The 22181-nt window shown below is 46.9% G+C and carries 16 protein-coding genes and 1 riboswitch; of the genes, 1 reads left to right on the plus strand and 15 read right to left on the minus strand.

The annotated features are described in order from the left end of the window. Positions 1 to 5: 5 nt before the first annotated feature. From G633_RS0106635 to pfkA, 14 genes are all read right to left on the minus strand, one after another. Positions 6 to 821, minus strand: a complete 816-nt coding sequence (locus G633_RS0106635) for a type III pantothenate kinase (protein WP_026519450.1) — start codon at positions 819 to 821, stop codon at positions 6 to 8. Positions 822 to 836: 15 nt separating this feature from the next. Further along, positions 837 to 1712: a biotin--[acetyl-CoA-carboxylase] ligase gene (locus tag G633_RS0106640; RefSeq protein WP_051200019.1), complete on the minus strand. Its 876-nt coding sequence runs from the start codon at positions 1710 to 1712 to the stop codon at positions 837 to 839. Beyond that, entirely contained in the window at positions 1712 to 2701 is a 990-nt protein-coding gene (gene argF / locus G633_RS0106645; RefSeq protein WP_026519452.1) for an ornithine carbamoyltransferase, read from the minus strand. The genes G633_RS0106640 and argF overlap by 1 nt, the downstream gene beginning before the upstream one ends. Positions 2702 to 2821: 120 nt before the next feature. Further along, the gene (locus G633_RS0106650; protein WP_026519453.1) at positions 2822 to 3940 is read right to left on the minus strand and encodes a cell wall hydrolase; all 1119 of its coding nucleotides are present in this window, start codon (positions 3938 to 3940) and stop codon (positions 2822 to 2824) included. A 143-nt stretch (positions 3941 to 4083) separates the two neighbouring features. Beyond that, positions 4084 to 4878, minus strand: coding sequence for a pyrroline-5-carboxylate reductase (gene proC, locus G633_RS0106655; protein ID WP_026519454.1), 795 nt, complete (start codon positions 4876 to 4878; stop codon positions 4084 to 4086). Between the two features lie 4 nt (positions 4879 to 4882). Further along, positions 4883 to 5698 (minus strand): TrmH family RNA methyltransferase, encoded by an 816-nt coding sequence (locus tag G633_RS0106660; RefSeq protein WP_026519455.1) that lies wholly within the window; start codon positions 5696 to 5698, stop codon positions 4883 to 4885. A gap of 225 nt (positions 5699 to 5923) precedes the next feature. Beyond that, on the minus strand, positions 5924 to 7117 hold the full coding sequence (gene mmsB, locus G633_RS0106665; protein WP_035770834.1) for a multiple monosaccharide ABC transporter permease: 1194 nt from the start codon (positions 7115 to 7117) through the stop codon (positions 5924 to 5926). After that, positions 7107 to 8660, minus strand: coding sequence for a multiple monosaccharide ABC transporter ATP-binding protein (gene mmsA / locus G633_RS0106670; RefSeq protein WP_026519457.1), 1554 nt, complete (start codon positions 8658 to 8660; stop codon positions 7107 to 7109). The genes mmsB and mmsA overlap by 11 nt, the downstream gene beginning before the upstream one ends. A gap of 113 nt (positions 8661 to 8773) precedes the next feature. Next, positions 8774 to 9916 carry a multiple monosaccharide ABC transporter substrate-binding protein gene (gene chvE, locus G633_RS0106675; RefSeq protein WP_022769835.1) on the minus strand — a complete coding sequence of 381 codons (1143 nt, stop codon included), beginning with the start codon at positions 9914 to 9916 and terminating at the stop codon, positions 8774 to 8776. Positions 9917 to 10130: 214 nt separating this feature from the next. Further along, the gene (locus tag G633_RS0106680) at positions 10131 to 11186 is read right to left on the minus strand and encodes a sugar ABC transporter substrate-binding protein (protein WP_026519458.1); all 1056 of its coding nucleotides are present in this window, start codon (positions 11184 to 11186) and stop codon (positions 10131 to 10133) included. After that, a complete protein-coding gene (locus G633_RS0106685; protein WP_026519459.1) occupies positions 11170 to 12780 on the minus strand; it encodes a helix-turn-helix domain-containing protein in 1611 nt (536 codons plus the stop codon). Before G633_RS0106685 ends, G633_RS0106680 begins: the two co-directional genes overlap by 17 nt. After that, positions 12768 to 14255: a sensor histidine kinase gene (locus G633_RS0106690; protein ID WP_026519460.1), complete on the minus strand. Its 1488-nt coding sequence runs from the start codon at positions 14253 to 14255 to the stop codon at positions 12768 to 12770. The genes G633_RS0106685 and G633_RS0106690 overlap by 13 nt, the downstream gene beginning before the upstream one ends. Next, a complete protein-coding gene (locus G633_RS0106695; RefSeq protein ID WP_022769830.1) occupies positions 14248 to 15333 on the minus strand; it encodes a substrate-binding domain-containing protein in 1086 nt (361 codons plus the stop codon). The genes G633_RS0106690 and G633_RS0106695 overlap by 8 nt, the downstream gene beginning before the upstream one ends. A 97-nt stretch (positions 15334 to 15430) precedes the next feature. Then, complete coding sequence (gene pfkA, locus G633_RS0106700; RefSeq protein ID WP_022769828.1) at positions 15431 to 16399, minus strand: 6-phosphofructokinase; 969 nt, start codon at positions 16397 to 16399, stop codon at positions 15431 to 15433. Between the two features lie 178 nt (positions 16400 to 16577). On the opposite strand from pfkA, the gene G633_RS0106705 reads away from it, so the two are divergent. After that, complete coding sequence (locus G633_RS0106705) at positions 16578 to 20117, plus strand: DNA polymerase III subunit alpha (RefSeq protein WP_026519461.1); 3540 nt, start codon at positions 16578 to 16580, stop codon at positions 20115 to 20117. Positions 20118 to 20664: 547 nt separating this feature from the next. Here the strand turns inward: G633_RS0106705 and metK are convergent. Then, complete coding sequence (gene metK / locus G633_RS0106710; protein WP_026519462.1) at positions 20665 to 21855, minus strand: methionine adenosyltransferase; 1191 nt, start codon at positions 21853 to 21855, stop codon at positions 20665 to 20667. 147 nt (positions 21856 to 22002) lie between these two features. Next, positions 22003 to 22135: riboswitch (SAM riboswitch) on the minus strand. Positions 22136 to 22181 lie beyond the last annotated feature (46 nt).

The following is a 22181-nucleotide window of genomic DNA, read 5'->3' on the forward strand; positions in this document are numbered from 1 at the left end:
ACTCCTTATTCGGGCTGATTCTGATCATCAAATTCCTTGTTCTGTGGCTTGTTCTTACGGTTCTTTTCATAGAGGATCTGAAGGCCTCTAAGTGTCAGTATTGGATCATAGATATCGATCTCCTCCGTAAGCTCTGAAATAAGCCTTCCAAGGCCGCCCGTTGCTACAACCTTCATATCCTTAAGGCCTGATTCTCTCTTCATCTCTTCGATGATGTATTTGGACTGGCCGATCTGTCCATAGATAAGTCCCGCCTGCATACTGGAGATGGTCTCCCTTGCAAGGATTGAATCGGGCTTTTTGATCTCGATCTCAGGGAGCTTGGCTGTTCCCTCCCAGAGGGCCTTGGCTGAAATCCTGATTCCCGGTGATACAACACCCGCAAAGAACTCGCCCTTTTCATTGATCGGAACATAGGTGGTTGCTGTACCGTAGTCAACCACAAGCACAGGTCCGCCGTAGATCTCATAGGCAGCAACTGCGTCAACGATAAGGTCAGGTCCGATCTCCCTTGGGTTATCAGTTGTGATCTTGATGCCGGTCTTGATTCCGGGGCCTACAATATAAGGCTTCCTGCCTATGTATTTAACGATGGCGTTGACCAGAGCGTGCATTACCTGGGGAACAACGCTGGCGATCATAACGCCCTCTATCTGTTCCTTATCAATGCCGTTATGGCCCATCATCTCCAGCATCTGAATTCCGTATTCATCCGAAGTGTGGTCGGTCTTGCTCATCATACGGAACGAGCTCTTTAGCTCCTCTCCGTCAAAAACGCCGAAAGTAATATTTGTATTTCCTACATCAACGACTAAGATCATATCCATAGCCTCCTGTTATACATATCCGTAGAGTCCTCTGACAGAAACGTCGCCGGCGGTAACTTCGCGCACCTCTCCGGTATCTATCCTGACAATGAGCTCGCCCTTATCCGTTATTCCAAGGGCTTCTCCCTGCTCATTTTGAGGCTCTGCAAATTTTTCTTCTACTTCTTCTCTGCCTTTTACTTCCGCAGTTTTCCTGGGATCAAGGAGCATCACTCTCTGTCCCTTGTTCACCAGTCTCTTTTCATATTGATCCTTAAGTAGCGATAAGTCATTGGTCTTTTCAAACTTCTCGTAGTTCTCCTCAAATCTCTCCATGACCCGGGCCACCACAAGGCTCCTGTCGATAGGTCGTCCGCATCCTGTCAAAAGAGATCCTGCCACATCCTTAATTTCTTCCGGAAAACGCGCCATGTTGACGTTTATGCCAACACCTATGACCACGTCCGACATCTCGCCCGAAGGCTCCATGTGAAGCTCCGTCAGGATTCCGCAGATCTTCCGCTCCGCCAGGATCACATCATTGGGCCATTTTATATTACAGGTAAAAGAGCTTTCGGAGATGCTCTCATGTATGGCCTTTTCTGCGCCTTCTGCCACGGACAGTCCCATGACCAGAGTAAGCATTGATACGCACTCAATGGGGACCTTGGGACGTACTATAAGGCTCATGGCGATGTTGGCGCCGGCAGGAGTCTCCCAGCTTCTTCCGCGTGAGCCTCTGCCCTGTTCCTGCTTGTCTGCAACCACCAGCATTCCGTGAGGCGCACCTTCTTCTGCAAGGCGCTTTGCGTCATCGTTGGTGGAGTCCGTTATGTCTTTATACCAAATGTTTGCAGCTGCCCATCTTGTGTGCAGCTGCTCGCTTATATGTTCTTTACTTAGCATTATTTCTTGAGGGTCGCATACATTACTGCCTTGATGGTGTGCATGCGGTTCTCAGCCTCCTCAAATACGATAGAGCGATCTGATTCGAATACTTCATCTGTAACTTCCATCTCGTCAAGACCGTACTTCTTCTTTATGTCTTTTCCAATGCCTGTGTTGAGGTCGTGGAAGGATGGCAGGCAGTGCATGAATACGCAAGAATCTCCTGCGTTCTTCATTATGTCCATAGTTACACGGTATGGCTCAAGGTCTTTTATCCTCTCCTCCCATACGCTGTCGGGCTCGCCCATGGATACCCAGATGTCGGTGTAGATAACATCAGCACCCTTGGTTCCCTCGATGGCATCCTCGGAGAAATCAATTACTGCGCCTGTCTGTGCTGCGATCTCCTGACAGGTCTTAACCAGCTCCTCAGATGGGAAGTACTTCTTGTTGGATACTGCTGTGAAGTGCATACCCAGCTTAGCGCAAAGAACCATCAGTGAGTTACCTGTGTTGTATCTTGCATCGCCCATGTAAACCAGATGGATTCCCTTAAGGCGTCCGAAATGCTCTTTTATTGTAAGGGCATCAGCAAGCATCTGTGTTGGGTGGAACTCGTTGGTAAGACCGTTCCATACCGGCACCTTGCTGTGCTTAGCTATTGTCTCAACTATCTCCTGCTCAAAGCCCCTGTACTCGATTCCGTCGTACATGCTGGCAAGAACGCGCGCTGTATCTGCGATGCTCTCCTTTTTGCCGATCTGGGAATCTGTGGGATTAAGGTAGGTTGAACCCATTCCAAGATCGTGAGCTGCAACTTCAAAGGAACATCTTGTTCTGGTACTGGTCTTCTCGAAAATCAGGGCAATGTTTCTGCCTCTTAGCTCGTCGTGAAGAATACCGTTCTTTTTCTTGTCCTTGAGCTCTGCAGCCAGGTCAATGAGGTACTCTATCTCTTCAGTGGTAAAATCCAGCAGTTTCAGAAAATCTCTTCCGTACAAATTCATGATGCTCCTCCTCCAAATATAAAAATGAACCCTTGACTCCGTCCCCGAGGGTCAAAAAGGGGATTGCGCTTAGCAATCCCCTACATTCTATCATATATGCTTTATTTAGTGCACCCCAAATTACCAGAATACGTGTGCTCCGATGATGATTCCTTCTCTTCCGTTTACACGTCTGAAGTGAAGTGCTCCGCCTACGGTTGTCTCACCGTTTATGGCTGCCTGAGCTGCCTGGTAATTGGAATCGCTGATCTTACCTGAGTTGTATACTCTTGCAACGGTTCCGTTAAGAGCCGGTGTGAACTGACCTGATGCATAGATTACACCGTAAATACTGCTCGGGTATCCGCCTGACTTAACACGGTTCATAACTACCGCACCTACAGCGACCTTACCTTCATAAGGCTGGTTACCCGCCTCACACTGGATAAGAGCTGCCAGGAGCTTGACCTCATCAGCATCTGCGCTGACTGCTCCGCGGTTCTTGGTAAGTGCTGCCTTCTTCTCAGCTTCCTCACGAAGCTTGATGGCTGCTATGGTCTCACCGGAGTCGATCTTGAAGGTTGATGTAACATAATCAGCCTGAACATATCCGGTCTCATCGTTGTAATCAACAGCGATCCATCCATCGCCTGTATCCTCGATAAGGTCTACGAAGGTGTTCTCTGCAAGAACGCCAACAACCTCGGCGTCTGATGAAGCCTCAGCCCTGATGTTAAGAGCTGTTCCGTTGCTGGTAACTATCTGCTTACCAACGTCCTGAGCAAGTGCCTCAGCGTCCTCATCGAATAAAAGATACTCATCCTTGGCCCATCCGATAAGATCTCCGGACTGAACCTTGGTCCATCCGTCCTGTCTGTCTAAGATCTTACCTCCGCAGTCCTTGTAAAGAACTCCGACCTTAGCGCTGTCTTCGTTGGGCTCTTCCCTGACATTCATCACTCTGCTGACATTGGCCATCACGAGATTTGATGATTCGCTCTCTGAAGCACTCTGTGTGCTGCTCTCGGTTGCTGCTGACTTCTCTGCATTCTCGGCAGCCTTAACCTCAGGTGCTTCGCTGTCAATTCCAAGTGGAGCGATGGGACTGATAATATTTGTAATTCCTGTAGCAAGTTCTAAATAGTTTGAAGTGCGTCTTGCCTCTACTGTTATACTCTGGGTAAAAGACATTACCACAACCAGGAAAAGTACTGCCATGGTCTTAGTGGCCCCGGAGAATAACTTTCGTGAGTTATCCATACAGATTGCTATCCTCTTTTTTATTTAAATTTGTTACAAAGATATTGCAACATATTAAGATTTAAACAATTCGGAGGTAATAATAGCAAAGATGAGCCATTTTGTCAAATTTCTATTAAAATTGTGTCAAAAAAGTGTGAAAATTACAGGCTTTTGCTCTTGTCGATGCACGCTGTTACAGCATCCATCACGGTTCCTCTAAAGCCTGCTTCCTCAAGTACTCTCACAGCTTCGATTGTAGTACCTGCAGGTGAGCATACCATGTCCTTAAGTTCTCCCGGGTGCTTGCCTGTCTCCAGGACCATCTTGGCACTGCCAAGTACTGACTGGGCAGCAAACTCATAGGCCTGCTTTCTTGGCATTCCACCGGCTACTGCTGCATCTGCCATAGCTTCGATGAATAAAAAGACATATGCAGGTGATGATCCGCTTACGCCGACCACTACGTCCATCAGTGACTCAGGCACGGTATATGCCTTACCAAAGCTCTCCAAAAGCTCTTTTACGAAGTGATAGGAATTGTCGTCCACAAGATCGTTCCTGCAAACAGCAGAACAACCTTCGCCTACAAGAGCAGGTGTGTTGGGCATTACTCTGATGATCTTGGTGGGCTTTTCAAACTCGTTCTCGATCCATGCGATGGTCTTGCCTGCTGCGATGCTGACGATGACCTTGTTATCATCCATGCTGTCCATGATATCTGCGATAACAACCTTGAGATACTGAGGCTTAACGGCAAGAACGATGATGTCTGCCTCCTTGGCAACTGCAGCGTTGGAGTTCCTGGTCTGGATGCCGTACTTGTTGGCAACCTTAAGGCAGGTCTCCTCTGTGTTGGCTGAGCCTATGATCTCGTTGGGTCCCATGAGGCCTTTCTGCAAAATGCCGCCGATCATTGCCTTTGCCATGTTTCCTAATCCGATAAATCCTACTGTCATTTTTTCATCCCCTCCTCTGTCTGGAAGCTTCAAATGTAAGTATTGCTGATGATGTGGCTGCGTTCATGGATTCCACCTCTCCCTTCATGGGAATGAGGACGTAGATCTCAGCCGCATCTGCAGTCTCTTTTGTAAGGCCGTTACCTTCGTTACCTATAAGGAAGGCTGTTGGCTGTGTGTAATCGAATTCGTCGTAGTTCTTCTCCCCTTTTAAGTGGGCTGCGTAGGTGTGTACGCCTTTTGCCGTCAGCTCTTTTACCAAAGAAGGAACATCTTCTACATATATATATGGCATCCTGAAAATGGAGCCCATGGTGGACCTTATTACCTTGGGATTGTATATATCGGCGCAGCCCTTGCTGAGGATGACGCCGGTTACTCCCGCGCCCTCGCCTGAGCGGAGCATGGTGCCAATATTGCCTGGATCCTGGATATTCTCAAGAACCAGAAGGAGCGGAGCATTCTCTTTTCCCGATTCTGCCGCCTCCCGGTTGTAGCCCTCGATGACCTCCTCCAAGGTGTAGTCATACTGCCTTATTACCGCAAGGACTCCCTGAGGTGTCTGGGTGTCGCTCATCTTCTTCATGACTTCCTCGGAAACCTCTTCCGCGCCATATCTCCAGAGAATTTCCTTGTCCTCCTCGCTTGCGCCGGAGACGAACTTCTCTGTGACATATACTTCGGAAACCTGAAGAACAGGAGCTTCCCTGAGCATCTTCATTCCTTCTATTACAAAGACGCCGTCCTCGCGACGGGCCTTGCTCTTTTCTACGTAGCTTACGACCTTCTTGACGCGGTCGTTGGATGTACTTGTGATCATGGTGATACCTCTTTTGAAACATTTGGGTAGTAGATTATAGTATAGCACATTTGAGGGAGAGTGGGGGAGTCAGTGGGGACGTCGGATTTGGCAGTTTTGGTCCCTGGGGACGGGGGTTAGGGACCAAAACTGCCAAATCCGACGTCCCCACTGACTCCCCACACAAAAAACCGGGGCAAGAGTGCCCCGGTCCTGTATACCCTATTGGAAATACCTTTTCTAAAATCAGTTCTTTACAACGAACTTTCCGCCACGCTTTGATACTACGTCGAAGATAACGGCTGCAAGAAGAACGATACCTTTTACAACCTTCTGCATGTTGGCATCAACGCCCATAAGTGACATACCAAGGTTGATAACACCCATGAGAACCGCACCAACGATAACACCGGGAACTGTTCCGATTCCACCGTAAGCTGATGCTCCACCGATGAAGCAGGATCCGATAGCGTCCATCTCGTAGTTCTGGCCGTATGTAGGCTGAGCTGATGTAAGACGAGCGATTGTGATCATACCTGCAAGTGCTGCAAGGAATCCCATGTTTGTGTAAGCAAGGAAGTAAACCTTGTTTGTATCGATACCTGAAAGCTTTGTAGCCTTCTCGTTACCACCAACTGCGTAGAAATAACGTCCTACTGTTGTGTTGCTTGTGATGTATCCGTAAACGAATACTACGATGAGTACCCAGATAAGAACTGAAGGAATACCCTTGTGCTGAGCAAGTCTGTAAGCAAATGCTACAAGTACTGCTGCCAGAACTGCTGTCTTAATTGTGAATGTAACAATGTTCTCAAGCTCATAACCTGAGTTCTTTTTCTTGATACGTCCTGTAACCTGAAGAAGAACGTAGATTGTTGCTCCGATAATTCCTGCAAAGAGACATGTAAGGTTAAGTGCTCCGCCGCCTAAGAAATCAGGAATGTAGCAGTTAGCACCACCACCGAACAGATTTACAAAGCTTGTCTGATCCTTGATTGAAACTGTAAGACCATTAAGTACTACGTTTGAAAGTCCTCTGTAAATAAGCATGCCTGCCAGTGTTACGATGAAAGGAGGGATACGAACAAACGCGATCCAGAAGCCCTGGAATGCACCGATTGCTGTTCCGATAGCAATCATGATAATGATTGCAAGCCATACAGGAACACCAAGGTTCATCATAAGTGTTGCGCCAACGGCACCAACGAAACATACTACTGAACCAACTGACAGGTCGATGTTACCACCGGTCAGGATACAGAGCAGCATACCTGTTGCAAGAACGAATACGTATGCGTTCTGAGAAATAAGGTTACTTACGTTCATGGGAAGCAGGATTGCTCCGCCTGTCATAAATGAAAAGAACGCTATAACTATTACAAGAACGAACACCATGGTGTTCTTTTTCAAAAATCCTAAAACTTGATCTTTATTCATGATTCTCCTCCTCGTTTCCAGATGACTGTAAGATATAAGTCATAATTTTTTCCTGGGTTGCATCTTTTGCATCAAGCTCCCCGACCATTTTTCCTTCGTTCATAACATAGATTCTGTCGCACATACCAAGGATTTCAGGAAGCTCTGAAGAAATCATGATGACTGATTTACCTTCAGCTACCAGCTGGTTGATAATGCAGTAGATCTCGTACTTAGCACCTACGTCGATACCTCTTGTGGGCTCGTCCAGGATAAGGATTTCAGGATCTGCAAACATCCATTTTGCCAAAAGAACTTTCTGCTGATTTCCACCGCTGAGGTTTCCAACATTCTGTTCTACTGTAGGACATTTTGTTTTGAGCTTTTCCTTATACTCTACTGCTACTGAGTATTCCTTGTGCTTATCAATAACCTTTCTATTACTTACTTCGTCAAGGTTAGCCAAGGTTGTATTGATCTTTATGGGATTAGACAGGATAAGTCCATTTCCCTTTCTGTCTTCTGTAACATATGCAAGTCCGTTCTTGATTGCCTGACTTACAGTATTAAGATGAACTTCTTTTCCATCAATAAAAGTCTGTCCGGTAATGTTTTCCCCATAGCTTTTCCCAAATACGCTCATGGCAAGCTCTGTTCTTCCAGCTCCCATAAGACCTGAGATTCCGAGAACCTCGCCCTTTTTAACATATAAGTTAACATTGTCAACGACTTTTCTTTCTTTATAAAGTGGATGATAAACGTTCCAGTTCTTTATCTCCATCTTTACCTCTCCGATATGAGGCTCTCTCTTAGGGAATCTGTCTGAAAGTTCACGACCAACCATTCCCTTGATGATCCTTGCTTCGGAGAAATCATCCACACCCTTGGTAAGTGTTTCGATTGTTGAACCGTCACGGATAACTGTGATCTTGTCGGCAACGTATGAAACCTCGTTAAGTTTGTGGGAAATAATAATAGAGGTAAGACCTCTTTCTGCCTTCAGCTTAAGGAGCAGGTCAAGAAGTGCCTTTGAATCTGTCTCATTAAGTGAAGATGTGGGCTCGTCAAGGATAAGAAGTCTTGCATCCTTTGAAAGAGCCTTCGCAATTTCTACAAGCTGCTGTTTACCAACACCGATATCCTTGATAAGGGTCTGTGTACCCTCTCTAAGACCTACGATGTCGAGATACTTTCTGGCAAGTTCATTGGTCTCATGCCAGTTGATCTTTATCTTGTTTCCTCTCTCGTTTCCGAGGAACATGTTCTCAGCGATTGTCATATAAGGGATAAGAGCCAGCTCCTGATGGATGATAACTATACCCTTTGACTCACTGTCTTTAATCTGATTAAATTGACAAACCTCTCCGTCATAAACTATATCACCCTCATATGATCCGAAGGGATAAACTCCACTAAGGACATTCATAAGAGTGGACTTTCCAGCACCGTTCTCTCCTACCAGCGCGTGGATTTCACCTTCTTCAACCTGAAGGTTTACGTTATCTAAGGCCTTTACGCCAGGGAAGGTTTTGGTGATATTCTTCATTTCCAGTAATATCTTTGCCACGATGCCCTCCTCCATTTCCGTGCAATCATTTTAGGGCGAACATAAGGCGGGTCATTTACGGCCCGCCTATGTTCAATTTGGGGAAACGTAATTGTTAAATTACCAAATTTAAATTACTTGAGCTGATCCTCTGTGTAGTAACCGGAATCGATGAGGAGCTCTTTGTAGTTGTTAACGTCTGCGAATACAGGCTCGCAAAGGTATGAAGGAATGATACCTGTTCCGTTGTCGTATGTCTTTGTATCGTTTACAGGAGCCTCTGAACCCTTCATGATAGCGTCAACCATCTCTACAGTCTTAGCTGCAAGAGTTCTTGTATCCTTGAAGATAGACATTGACTGCTTACCAGCGATCATGTTCTTAACGTTAGCAACGTCACAGTCCTGACCTGTGATGATTGGCCAATCACCTGTGTAGTTAGCTTCAAGTGAGTTTGTAACACCGAGTGCTGTTGAGTCGTTTGAGCAAAGAACTGCATCAAGCTTTGTGCCATCAGCGTAGTTAGCTGAGATGATAGCATCCATTCTTGACTGAGCGTTCTCTGTTGCCCAGTTAGCTGTAGCAACCTTATCAAAGTCAACCTGACCGGACTTAACTACGATCTTGCCCTCGTCGATGTAAGGCTTAAGAACGTCAATAGCTCCGCCGTAGAAGAATCTAGCGTTGTTGTCACCAGGGTCACCAGTGAAGATTTCCATGTTGAAAGGACCTGCTGCATTCTTGAGGTCGAGCTGCTGCTCGATGTACTCGCCCTGCTTTGTTCCTACCATGTAGTTATCGAATGTTGCGTAGTAAGAAACAGCGTCTGAATTCATGATAAGACGGTCATAAGCGATAACTGAAATGCCAGCTTCCTTAGCCTGTGCAAGTACTGTGCCGAGTGAATCACCATCGATAGATGCGATAACAAGTACCTGTGCGCCAGATGAGATCATGTTCTCGATCTGAGAAACCTGTGTAGCGATGTCATTAGAAGCGTACTGAAGGTCAACTTCGTATCCGGCTGCCTTAAGCTGCTCTTCCATGTTGGCACCGTCCTGGTTCCATCTCTGAAGGTCCTTGGTAGGCATTGCTACACCAACCTTGCCGGTTCCGGTTGCTGCAGGCTCTGCTGCTGGCTCAGCTGCAGGTGCTTCTGTTGCTGCAGGCTCTGCTGCAGGAGCTTCAGTTGTTGTCTGTGCAGCCTGTCCACATCCTGCAAGGAGTGAAGCTGCCATAACAGCTGAAAGGATACCACTTAAAATCTTTTTCTTCATTGCAATAATCCTCCCTATAAGGTTTGAATAGTTTATGCAGACCAATGTCTGCGCTTTACAATAGTAAATTACCATAGAATTCATAGGAATAAATTGCGACATCAAGCATATTTTTAACCTGGAACAAGACAAAAAAGAAGCCGTGCTAGCATTTTTTTGCTGGCACGACTTCATATGAAACAAATTTGTGCTATAACGACACCAAAATGAAATTTTATCCCTTGACATTAAGGTAGACATCTTCTCTTAAGTGGAATCCACTGTTGATTATGACTTCATCAATGTTATCTTTGGTGACTCCGATGGGCTCAATCTTCAGGTATGGTATCTTATCACTTCCGTCTCTCATCTCCGAGAGGCCCTCGTCCTCGATCTCTTTTCCCTCTGCGAGAGCAACTGCTGCCTCCGCCGCCTTCTGGGCCAGCTTCTCAATGGGCTTGTATACCGTCATGATCTGAGTTCCCTCGACTATCCTCTGACAGGCCTCAAGGTCCGCATCCTGTCCGCATACTAGCTTCTTGCCTGCAAGTCTCATTTCAGCAAGGGAAAAGACAACACGGCTGGCCAGGTCATCGTTGCCACACATGATGCCGTCCGCTTCCTTGACCAGTTCCGGATAGCTGTAAACATAGCCACTGGCCAGTTCAGCCTTCCAGCCGTCGCAGTAATACTCATCAAGTATCTCCACGCCGTTCTTTCTCATCACGTTCCTGAAGCCCTCTCTGACCATGGGAACGTTCTGATCCTTGGGAGATCCGTTTATCATAAGGACCTTGCCACCTGCAAGTCCTGCCTTTACCATGGCTTCTCCCATGAGCTCACCGACTTTTTCATTGTCAAAAGACACATAGAGATCAACGCCGGCATTCGGAATGGGCCTGTCGTAAGCAATAACCTTAATTCCCGCATCGTGAGCCTTCTTGATGCTATCTACAAGTTCCTCCGGGTCGATGCAGATGATAACTATGACATCCACATCCTTCTTTATAAAATAGTCGATCTGCTGCTTCTGCTGTTCAACATCGCCGTTGGCGTTCTGAATGTTGACTTCCGCCCCAAGCTCTTTTGCCGATGAGACAAAGACATCTCGGTCCCTCTGCCATCTCTCGATAACAAAGGAATCAAAGCACATTCCTATCTCAATCTTGTCAGTTTCTACAGCGCCGTCGGCATTGCCATTGTTTGTTGTTGCTCCGCAGCCGCTAAGCACAGCCCCCATTAGAACTACAGCCAGCGCTCTCCCCAATAAACGCTTAACCCTTTTGTTCATACAACTTCTCCTTATACTCAGTAGGAGTTACCCCCACGTTCTTCTTAAAACTCCTGCTGAAATAGTTGGGATCCGTATATCCACAGGAAACACAGATCTCCTTTATTGACAGATTGCTCTTCTCCAAAAGCTCTTTTGCCTTATCAATCCTGATGTTGGTCAGGTATTCTATAAAGTTAAGTCCGCACTCTTCCTTGAAGACCTTGCTGAAATAGTAGGGCGAAATGTTTACAACCCTTGATACATCATCAAGTGAGATATCCTTGTCGAAGTGGTCCTCAATGTACTTTCTTGCTGTCTTTATGATATCGCCGCTTCTCTCCTGGCGCTTGCTTACTACATTCCTGCAGGCATTCATCACCTTGTCGGTGAACCAGTCCCTGATTTCGTCCGGGCTATTAAGCTCCATGATCTGCGGTAGATAGTCTTTTCTCCCCGAGTAGTGATAGGTCTGACCACCGTTCTGATAGGACAGATGCTCAGCGTAGAGCGCAAACTCAAGGGCCTTGAGCCTCATGGACATCAGGTCTCCGTCCATGGCTCTCTGACACATCCAGTCGGCGTACTTCTCAGTCATTACCTGGGCTTCGTTAAGATCTCCCTTGGAGATTGCTTCGAAAAGAGGCTTCTCCATGCTCTTGGGATAATCCTCCTCGTAGTCGCAGTTTATGACAAGGTCGTCCACATGTGCAACAGAACCTGTTGTGGCGATAAGTGCATTAAGCGCCTCTCTGTAGGAATCCCCAAGTTCCCTGAGGGGCTTAACTCCGCCGATTCCGATTCTGAAGCTGATGTCCGTCTTCTTGCGAAGATACCTTGCCAGCTCCCTTGCTCTGTCGATGAGCTCGGTTCTCTCGTTATACTCAAGCTTAGGCTCGCTGCAGGGAATGAGCACCGCGATCTTGTTAGCCATTACGTTTCCGACTTTTCCTTTGAAAAGAGATTTCACTCCCTCGCGGATTTCGTGATAACGGCCGGAGATCTTGACTGAGCTTCCTACCGCATTGGTCATGTGGTTTCCGACCTGGGAATCTCCGCAGACCAGTGCCAGCATATAGCCGTAGTTCTCTGTTATGCCGAGGATTGTTCTGTAGCTCTCGATATCCTCGTCGAAATGCTCCTGCAGAAGGATGTCATAGATAAGTCCGTTTTCGATGATGGGCTCTACGGTCTCAAGTTTCTCTTTAATAAGAAGATCGTTGCTTCGCTTTTCTCTGTCGCCGTCAATCTGAGCCATAGCTCTTTTGAGGACAGATACGACCTTCATCTTCTCCATGGGCTTGGTTATGTACTCCATAACTCCCAGGGCGATGGCCTCCTTGGCGTAGTCGAACTTATCGTAGGCCGACATTACAATGAAGATGGTATTAGGGCAAAAGACCTTCATCTCCTTGATAGCTTCGATGCCGTTAATGCCGGGCATATGAATATCTATCACTGCGATGTCCGGGCGAAAGCTCTCTGCAAGCTCTATGACGCTCCTTCCGCTCTTTGCGCAGGCAACCTCACAGGCTCCGCCAAACTCTTTTTCTATTATGAATTTCATGGAATCGATGACGATACCTTCGTCATCACAAACCATCACTCTATACATTCTTTGCCTCCCATGGGAAGTATGATCACAACTTCGCAGCCCTTGTTCTCGCCGTGGCTGATGATGTTGATGGCATCATCATCCTCAGCAAATATCCTGACTCTGGAGATTACATTGTCCATACCGATTCCATTGTTGTCATAGCTGTCCTCGATATGGCTGAAGCTTCCGTTAAGCAGCTGATCTATGGTCTCCTGGCTGATGCCCTTACCATTGTCGCTGATGCTGATGCAGACGCTGTCGTCCTTTCTGTAAACCTTAAGGGTGATGCGACCTGCTCCGGCCATTTCTCTGATGCCGTGATTTACCGCATTCTCGACGATGGGCTGAAGGATCATGCTGGGCATTACAAGGTCAAGAAGCCTTTCATCAACCTGCTTCTCATAGCCGATGTCACCGGAAAATCTTACGTTAAGGATCTGGATATAGTTGTCCACCAGAGTTACCTCATCCCTGATGGTTACATCTCTCTTCTGACTCTGTACATTATACCTGAAAAAGTCTGCCACGGTCTGCACGTATTCATAGGTCCTGTCAGCACCTTCCATCATGGCCAGCTGAGCGCCGGCGTTTAGGGTGTTGAAGAGGAAGTGCGGATTGATCTGGGCCTGCAGGTACTTGAGCTGTGCATCCTTAAGATTGGCCTCCATGATAAGCTCTTTTTCCTGCATGTACCTCTCGTGGGCCATACTCTCTTTTAACTTCTCAATATAATCCTTGATGCTGACAACCATCTTGCCAAAGGCATTGATAACTATGCCGACCTCATCATGATACATGGCAGGAGGAATTGTAGCATCGAAGTTTCCTTCCGATACCTCGTCCGCTGAATCTGCCAGGTTCTTAAGAGGCATGATCATGGTCCTTACGAAGTTGGTGATAATGATTACGTTTCCGATCATTACCAGGGTCATGACGATGACGCCTACGACTTCAAATCGTCTGAAGGCCTTCAAAATAGCCAGGTAATTACCGGAGTTTACAGCAAAGAGCTCGATGTTAAGACTGGTGATGTACTCATCGATATCCTCATAGAGTCTGGTGCTGCTCTCGTAATAGTTTCTGTATTTCTCTACATTTCGGCCACGCTTGGCCTCGATGGTCTGAGCAACCTCATCCAGATAATTCTGGGACATGTAGCGGATGTTACGCTCCATGCGGCTGAAGGTCAGGTCTGTGACGTTGTCATCAAGAGCCTGGGCAAGGTCCGAAAAAGCCTGAGCATCGCGGTAGTACTCCTCAAGTGATTCACTTGTCTTAGAACTTAAGTACTCAGTCATTGAATCCTGAACCTCTGTAAGAGCCTCTGATAGGCGGTTTAGGGAGAGGTTATCCTGATATACCATCTCCATGTCCTTCGACATGTTGTTGATCCCAAGGATCATGAAGATATTAACCACGAATATGATCAGGTTTGCAAAAACGCAGACGCTGATGATCTTGAACTGAAGGGGGCGGTTTAGGAATTTATTCATCTCCGTCCTCCTCTTTAAACTGCTCAACGTTGTCCTGATTGATGAGGGTAACGTCCGCAAGGTAGTATTCACTTATGTTTCCGAACTCATGATAGTCGGTAAGAGCAGTAACGCTGTACTCGCCCATCTGGGCTGCGTCAATGGAAACAGTGGCATAGACACCGCCTCTTTCAATGGCATTGACAATCGCCTCGGAATCATAATATCCGAGGATGCTCACTTCTCCTACCATATTAAAGTCAACAACAGCCTGATAGGTGCAGACTGTGCTGAGCTCATTAAGGCACACGATAACATCGGGAATCTCCTCCCCAAGGAAGATATCCCTGATGGACTCCTCAACTGAGAAGCTGTTGGTATTATCTACGGTTACGATTGAAACCAGGTACTCGGAATCTGTTACGTTGTCCTGATTGATGGTCTCCTGGATTCCGGAAATGATGATGTTCTGTCCGGTATCCTTGGTATCTGCATTAGCCAGCACCGTGATCTTGATCTGGCTTCTGTCCTCGATGGTCTCGGACTCGATGAGCTCTTCGCGGCGTTTCTCCTTGATGATGTCGATGATCTGACCGCCGTACATCTTACCTATACTATAGCTTCCGACTCCGATAAAGCTGAGTCTGTCAGACCTTGTGCAGTCACCATAAAGTGTAACCACAGGAATTCCGGCGTCCACAGCCTTATTTATAACGTGAGACATCTCAAGGGTTTCGTTAGCATAGACTATTATGCCGTCAACCTCGGAGGCAATGGCTATCTCCATCAGCTCTTCCACGGAGTAGTCCTTACTGAACTGCTCACCGAAGAGATCCACATAGATATTGCTCTCCTTGGCCTTTTCAAAAGCTCCTTTATATACAGACTGCCAGAAATCCGACTTGTAGTTGTCGGTGATCATGACATAGTACTTGTCATAGACATTGGACTCCGCCTGTGAAACCATGCCTGTTCTGTAGAATCTGAAAAACAGGCCTCCGGCCACGAGGGTAGCAAGCATCAATATAAGTGTTACAACAAGCAGAAGATACTGCCTTACTATTCTCTTTTCATAACTGACTTGTTTTTGATTTTTCATAAGCAGATTTTAGCAGATGCGCACAAATAGAAAAAGTGGACTTTTTTGTTTTGTGCTAGACAAACACAAAAAAGTCCACTTAATGCTCTCTTTATGATCAGATTGTTCTTGCAATCTCGTACATGTACTCGTTGATGTTCTTGCTCATTGCAAGGGCCTCATCGATGTCATAGTCTACGAACTGACCGTTTCTGTAACCTACTACTCTGTTGGTCTTGCCTGCTGCAAGAATGTCTGCTGCATAGCATCCCATCATTGAAGCATATACACGGTCCTTACAAGTTGGGCTACCACCACGCTGCATGTAACCAAGGATAGAAGCTCTTGTCTCAAGTCCTGTAGCAGCCTCGATACGACGAGCCATTGATGTTGAATGTCCGATACCCTCTGCGTTAACGATGATGTGATGAGTCTTACCTTTCTTACGGTTATCGATGATGTTATCGATAATGCGCTGCTCGTTGTAGTCGTATTTCTCAGGAAGAAGAATGTCGTCTGCACCGTTGGCGATTGAGCACCACAGTGCGATATATCCTGCGTGACGTCCCATAACCTCTACGATTGAAACTCTCTCGTGGGATGATGATGTATCACGGATCTTGTCGATAGCGTCCATAGCTGTGTTAATAGCTGTGTCGAATCCGATTGTATAGTCTGTGCAAGCGATATCAAGGTCGATGGTTCCGGGAATACCAACTGTATTGATGCCCTGAGCTGAAAGCTTCTGAGCTCCGCGGTAGGATCCGTCTCCTCCGATAACTACCATTCCGTCGATGCCGTGCTTACGGCAGATTTCTGCGCCTTTAGCCTGGCCTTCCGGTGTTGTGAACTCCATGCAACGAGCTGTTCCAAGGATTGTACCACCTCTCTGGATGATATCTGAAACGCTTCGTCTGTCCATCTCTACGATCTCTTCATTTAAAAGACCCTGATAGCCTTTCTTGATACCAACAACCTTAAGTCCGTTGGCAAGAGACTTACGAACAACTGCACGAATCGCTGCGTTCATTCCGGGTGCATCGCCACCGCTTGTAAGTACGCCGATAGTCTTGATCTGCTTAGCCATAATAATATCCTCTATATTTCCTCTAAAAAAGTAAATCGTTACATTATTAACGTTTCCTAATCTATTATACTACCGCAGCGTCATAAAATCTGCAATGGAAATGTTTCCGATTTAGTTATTTTTAACATTTTTGGCAGAAAATGTTATAATTTCACTATCACTTTGGGGGAGATTTACAATGTCATTTACGCATCTGCACGTCCATACAGAATACTCTCTTTTGGACGGTTCCAATAAGATAAAAGAATATGTGAAGCGCCTTAAGGAGCTTGGCATGAATGCCGGAGCCATCACCGACCACGGCGTTATGTACGGAGTCATTGACTTCTACGAGCAGTGCCAGAAGGAAGGCATCAATCCCATTATCGGATGTGAGGTTTATGTAGCTCCGGGCTCGCGTTTTGACAAGGAGACTTCCGTAAGCGATGACAGGTATTACCACCTGGTCCTCCTTGCCGAGAACAATGTCGGTTACGCCAACCTCTCCCACATCGTAAGCCGAGGCTTTACAGAGGGCTACTATTATAAGCCCCGAGTTGATATGGAGATCCTCGAGAAATATCACGAGGGCATCATCGCTCTCTCTGCTTGTCTTGCCGGCGAGATTCCAAGGAACATCTTAAAGGGAGCTCCCGATAAAGCCAAGGAAGCTGCCATGCGCCTTGATAACATCTTCGGCCACGGCAATTTCTTCTTAGAGCTTCAGGACCACGGAATTCCCGAGCAGCGCCAGGTAAACAACACGCTCATGGCTCTGTCTCAGCAGCTGGATATTCCTCTTGTTGCTACCAACGACTGCCACTACACCTACGCCGATGACGCAGAGGCGCACGATCTTCTCCTTTGCATCCAGACCGGCAAGAAGGTTTCAGATGAAGACCGCATGCGCTATGAAGGCGGTCAGTACTATATAAAGAGTGAAGAGGAGATGAAAGCTCTTTTCCCCTATGCTCTTGAAGCCATTGAGAACACGCAGAAGATTGCCGACAGGTGTCATGTGGAAATCGAGTTTGGCGTTACCAAGCTCCCACACTACGAGGTTCCTGAAGGATACGATTCCTGGACTTACCTCAACAAGCTCTGCATGGACGGTCTTCACGAGAGATACCCGAATGATGATGGCAGGTTAAAAGAGCGTCTTGACTACGAGCTGGGCGTCATAAGGCGCATGGGTTATGTCGATTACTTCCTTATTGTGTGGGACTACATCAACTACTGCAGAGAGAACGGAATCGCTGTAGGTCCCGGAAGAGGCTCTGCTGCCGGTAGTATCGTCTCCTACTGCATGCACATAACCAATATAGATCCTATCAAGTATGATCTTCTCTTTGAGAGATTCCTCAATCCTGAGCGTGTGTCCATGCCCGATATCGACGTGGACTTCGAATACGAGCGCAGGCAGGATGTAATAGATTATGTTACCGAGAAGTACGGCGCCGACAAGGTTGTGCAGATCATAACCTTCGGTACGCTGGCAGCCAAGGGTGTTATCAGGGATGTGGCAAGAGTCATGGACCTTCCCTACAGCTTTGGCGATCAGATTTCCAAGATGGTTCCGACGGAGCTCAACATCACTCTGGATAAGGCTCTTGCCATGAATCCGGAACTTCGTAATCAGTATGAGTCTGACCCAACTGTCCACAAGCTGATCGATATGTGCAAGAAGCTGGAAGGCCTTCCAAGGCATACTTCGATCCATGCTGCCGGTGTTGTTATCTGCCAGTCTCCCGCCGAGGACCTGGTTCCGTTATCAAGGTCAGCTGAAGGTAACATCACGACGCAGTTTACCATGACAACCATTGAGCATCTGGGTCTTCTTAAGATGGACTTTTTGGGCCTTAGAACCCTTACAGTCATAAAGGATGCTACCGAGTTCGCCAACAGGTCTTTGGGAGCAAAGCCCGGTGATGCCAATTACATTAATATAGATGAGATTGATTACAATGACCCTGCGGTTCTTGATTCCATCGGTTCCGGACACTGCGATGGCGTGTTCCAGCTGGAGTCTGCGGGAATGCAGTCCTTCATGAAGGAGCTTAAGCCTCAGTCCTTAGAGGACATCATAGCCGGGGTTTCGCTCTACCGCCCGGGTCCCATGGACTTCATCCCGAAATATATCGCCGGCAAGAACGATGCAGGCGCCATCAGCTACGCTACCCCCGAGCTTGAGCCGATCCTTAAGCCTACCTACGGCTGTATCGTATACCAGGAGCAGGTTATGCAGATCGTTCAGCAGCTGGGCGGATACACTCTGGGACGTGCGGACCTGGTTCGTCGTGCCATGAGTAAGAAGAAACAGGAAGTCATGGAGGTTGAAAGAGCCAACTTCGTAAACGGTAATGCCGATGAGGACGTTCCGGGATGCGCATCCAAGGGCATCTCGGCAGAGGTTGCCAACAGCATCTACGACTCCATGATGGACTTTGCAAAGTATGCTTTCAACAAGTCCCACGCTGCCTGCTACGCAGTTGTCGCACTTCAGACAGCATGGCTTAAATACTACTATCCCGTTGAGTTCATGGCAGCTCTTATGACTTCCGTCATCGATAACCCCGGCAAAGTTTCGGGCTATATCATGACCTGTCGGAACATGCATATATCTCTTTTGCCCCCTGATATCAACCAGGGTTATGACGGATTCTCCGTGGCTGAAGTGGATGCAGCCGAGGGCGAAACACCAATTCCGGGATCAGTTGTGACCAGCGCTCCGGGCAGGAAAAAGGCTATACTATACGCACTTACTGCAATAAAGGGCGTCGGAAGACCGGTCATAAATGCCATTGTTCGCGAGAGGAAGGCCAGAGGTCCATTTAAGGATCTCAATGATTTCCTGACCAGGATGGATTCCTCTGACACCGATGTCAATAAGCGCGCCGTGGAGAACTTCATAAAAGCCGGCGCTCTGGACTGCTTCCCCGGAACACGTAAGCAGAAGATGCACATCTACGGCCAGATCATGGATAAGCTCCACAACTCAGGCAAGAACTCCATGGCAGGACAGATGTCGCTGTTTGATATCGCCGGCGAGGAGAACAAGAGCCAGTACCAGATCCCTATGCCGGACGTCGGTGAATTCGACAAAGAGCTGATGCTGGAATTTGAAAAAGAGGTTCTGGGCTTTTATGTCAGTGGTCATCCTCTTGAGGAATACGCTAACATGTGGAGAAAAAAGATCACCAACATCACCACGGACTTCTATCTTGACGAAGAGACCGGTGTTCCGAAGGTTCATGACGGAGCAAGGGCTACAATAGGCGGACTCATCGCTGACAAGAAGATCAAATACACCAAGAACGACCAGGTTATGGCCTTTGTCACACTGGAGGATATGGTCGGAACAACAGAAGTCATCGTGTTCCCCAAGGCTTATGAGAGCAATGCGCCAAGGCTTAATCAGGACGGAAAGGTCTTCATCGAAGGCCGCGTATCTGTTGAAGATGAGCGTGATGCCAAGCTTATAGCAGACAAGGTGCTTACCTTTGACGAGGTGCCAAAGACAGTGTGGATAAGGTTTGCGGATAAAGACAGCTATGAAGAAGCTTCTGCAGATCTGAATGAGCTGATCAAGGCAAGTGACGGTAATGATGAAGTTGCTATTTTCCTTTCATCCACAAAGCAGATCAAGAAGCTCGGAAGGGCATTTGCAATAAAAGCTGATAAAGTAATGATGGAATCTCTGGAAAAAAGATTCGGCAAAGAGAACGTGCAGATCAGATGATCTGCACGTTTTTATTTCATATGTCTGATGCACATGTTGGAGCGAATGTATGAAGTAACCTTTTCGTTTACTGTTGGAGCGAATATATGAAGTACCCTTTTATGCATGTTGGTGCGAATGTGTGAAGTACCTTTTATGCTTAATGTCGGACTGAAAATGATAGCTCGAGTACTTAAGCCGATTTTTTCAGTGCTTTAGGAAGGATTCGAAGTGTAAGTTTACCGGAGTATCGGACTGTGATGTTGATTACCTTTATTCAGTCCGCCATTTTGACCGGAAATCAGATGCAAACGCAATAAAAACAACTGTTTTGTCGGACTTGCAATGTTGATAGGGTGATGTTAGGCCGATTATCATGTTTTAACCGCGTTTGAAAAAGCTATTTTTCAATGAAAAAGTCGGACCAAATAAGACAATATGAATTCTTTGAGCCGACACCCATGAAATTCAATAATATCGATGATTCTGATCAATCAAAAAAAGAAGATACATCCGATGAATACTCATCAAATGTATCTTCTTCGTAAATGTCTTTTAACTGATCAGATTACTGAACGGCTGCCTTGAGCTCCTCAACCTTATCAAGCTTCTCCCAAGGAAGGTTAAGGTCGTTGCGGCCAAAGTGACCGTAAGCTGCTGTCTGCTTGTAGATAGGACGACGAAGGTCGAGCATCTTGATGATTCCTGCAGGACGAAGATCGAATACCTTACGAACTGCCTCTGTAAGCTTCTCATCTGAAACCTTACCAGTTCCGAATGTATCTACAAGGATTGATGTAGGCTGAGCTACACCGATAGCGTATGAAAGCTGGATCTCAGCCTTATCTGCAAGGCCTGCTGCTACGATGTTCTTAGCAACGTATCTTGCTGCGTAAGCACCTGAACGGTCAACCTTTGTGCAGTCCTTACCAGAGAAAGCTCCGCCGCCGTGACGAGCTGCTCCGCCGTAAGTATCAACGATGATCTTACGTCCTGTAAGTCCGGCATCACCCTGAGGTCCACCGATTACGAAACGACCTGTAGGATTGATGTAGATCTTAGTGTTGTCATCAACAAGTGAAGCATCAACGATAGGATCGATAACGTGCTTTCTGATGTCCTCGTGGATCTGCTCCTGTGTAACCTTCTCATCATGCTGAGTTGAGATAACGATAGCCTCAAGTCTCTTTACCTTACCGTTCTCATCATACTCAACTGAAACCTGGCTCTTACCGTCAGCGCGAAGGTAAGGAAGTGTTCCGTTCTTTCTAACATCTGTAAGTCTCTTTGTGAGCTTATGTGCAAGGCTGATTGCGTAAGGCATGTACTCTTCTGTCTCATTTGTAGCATAACCAAACATCATACCCTGATCTCCGGCACCAATTGCCTCGATCTGCTCATCTGTCATCTGGTTCTCTCTAGCCTCAAGAGCCTTGTCAACACCCATTGCGATATCAGCTGACTGCTGGTCAAGTGCTACAAGAACAGCACATGTGTTGCCATCAAAGCCCTTCTCTGATGAATCATAACCGATCTCGCATACTGTCTCTCTTGCGATCTTAGCGTAGTCAACTACTGCCTTGGTTGTGATCTCACCTGTAATAAGTACGAAACCTGTGCAAGCTGTTGTCTCGCATGCAACACGGCTCATAGGGTCCTGTGCCATGCAGGCATCAAGGATCGCGTCTGAAATGTTATCACAAATCTTGTCGGGATGTCCCTCTGTTACTGATTCGGATGTGAAAATAAATTTATCCATTCTAAATTTCCTTTCTGGCGCTTCCTGCGCCGATGCAATATGGCAGATCAGAGATCATTGCGGATCTAACGTTTGCCATACATAAGAAAACCGCTTGTTTGGTGCGTGCAGGACACAAACAAGCGGAACTGATTTGGGTTTCAGATCCTCTTATTGCTCGTTGTATCTCGGCCTTGCGGCCTCGAAAGTTGCACGCTCAGGTTGGCACCTTCCTGATCAAACGTCAAGGGGTTGCCGTGGCTTCACTGGTCCTATGTACCTCCACCACTCTGAATAAGAGAACATTAACAATATTTTATTGCGCGGACTTTAAGTTATTTGAAGTC

Source organism: Butyrivibrio sp. FCS006, from assembly GCF_000424525.1.
Lineage (GTDB): Bacteria > Bacillota > Clostridia > Lachnospirales > Lachnospiraceae > Butyrivibrio.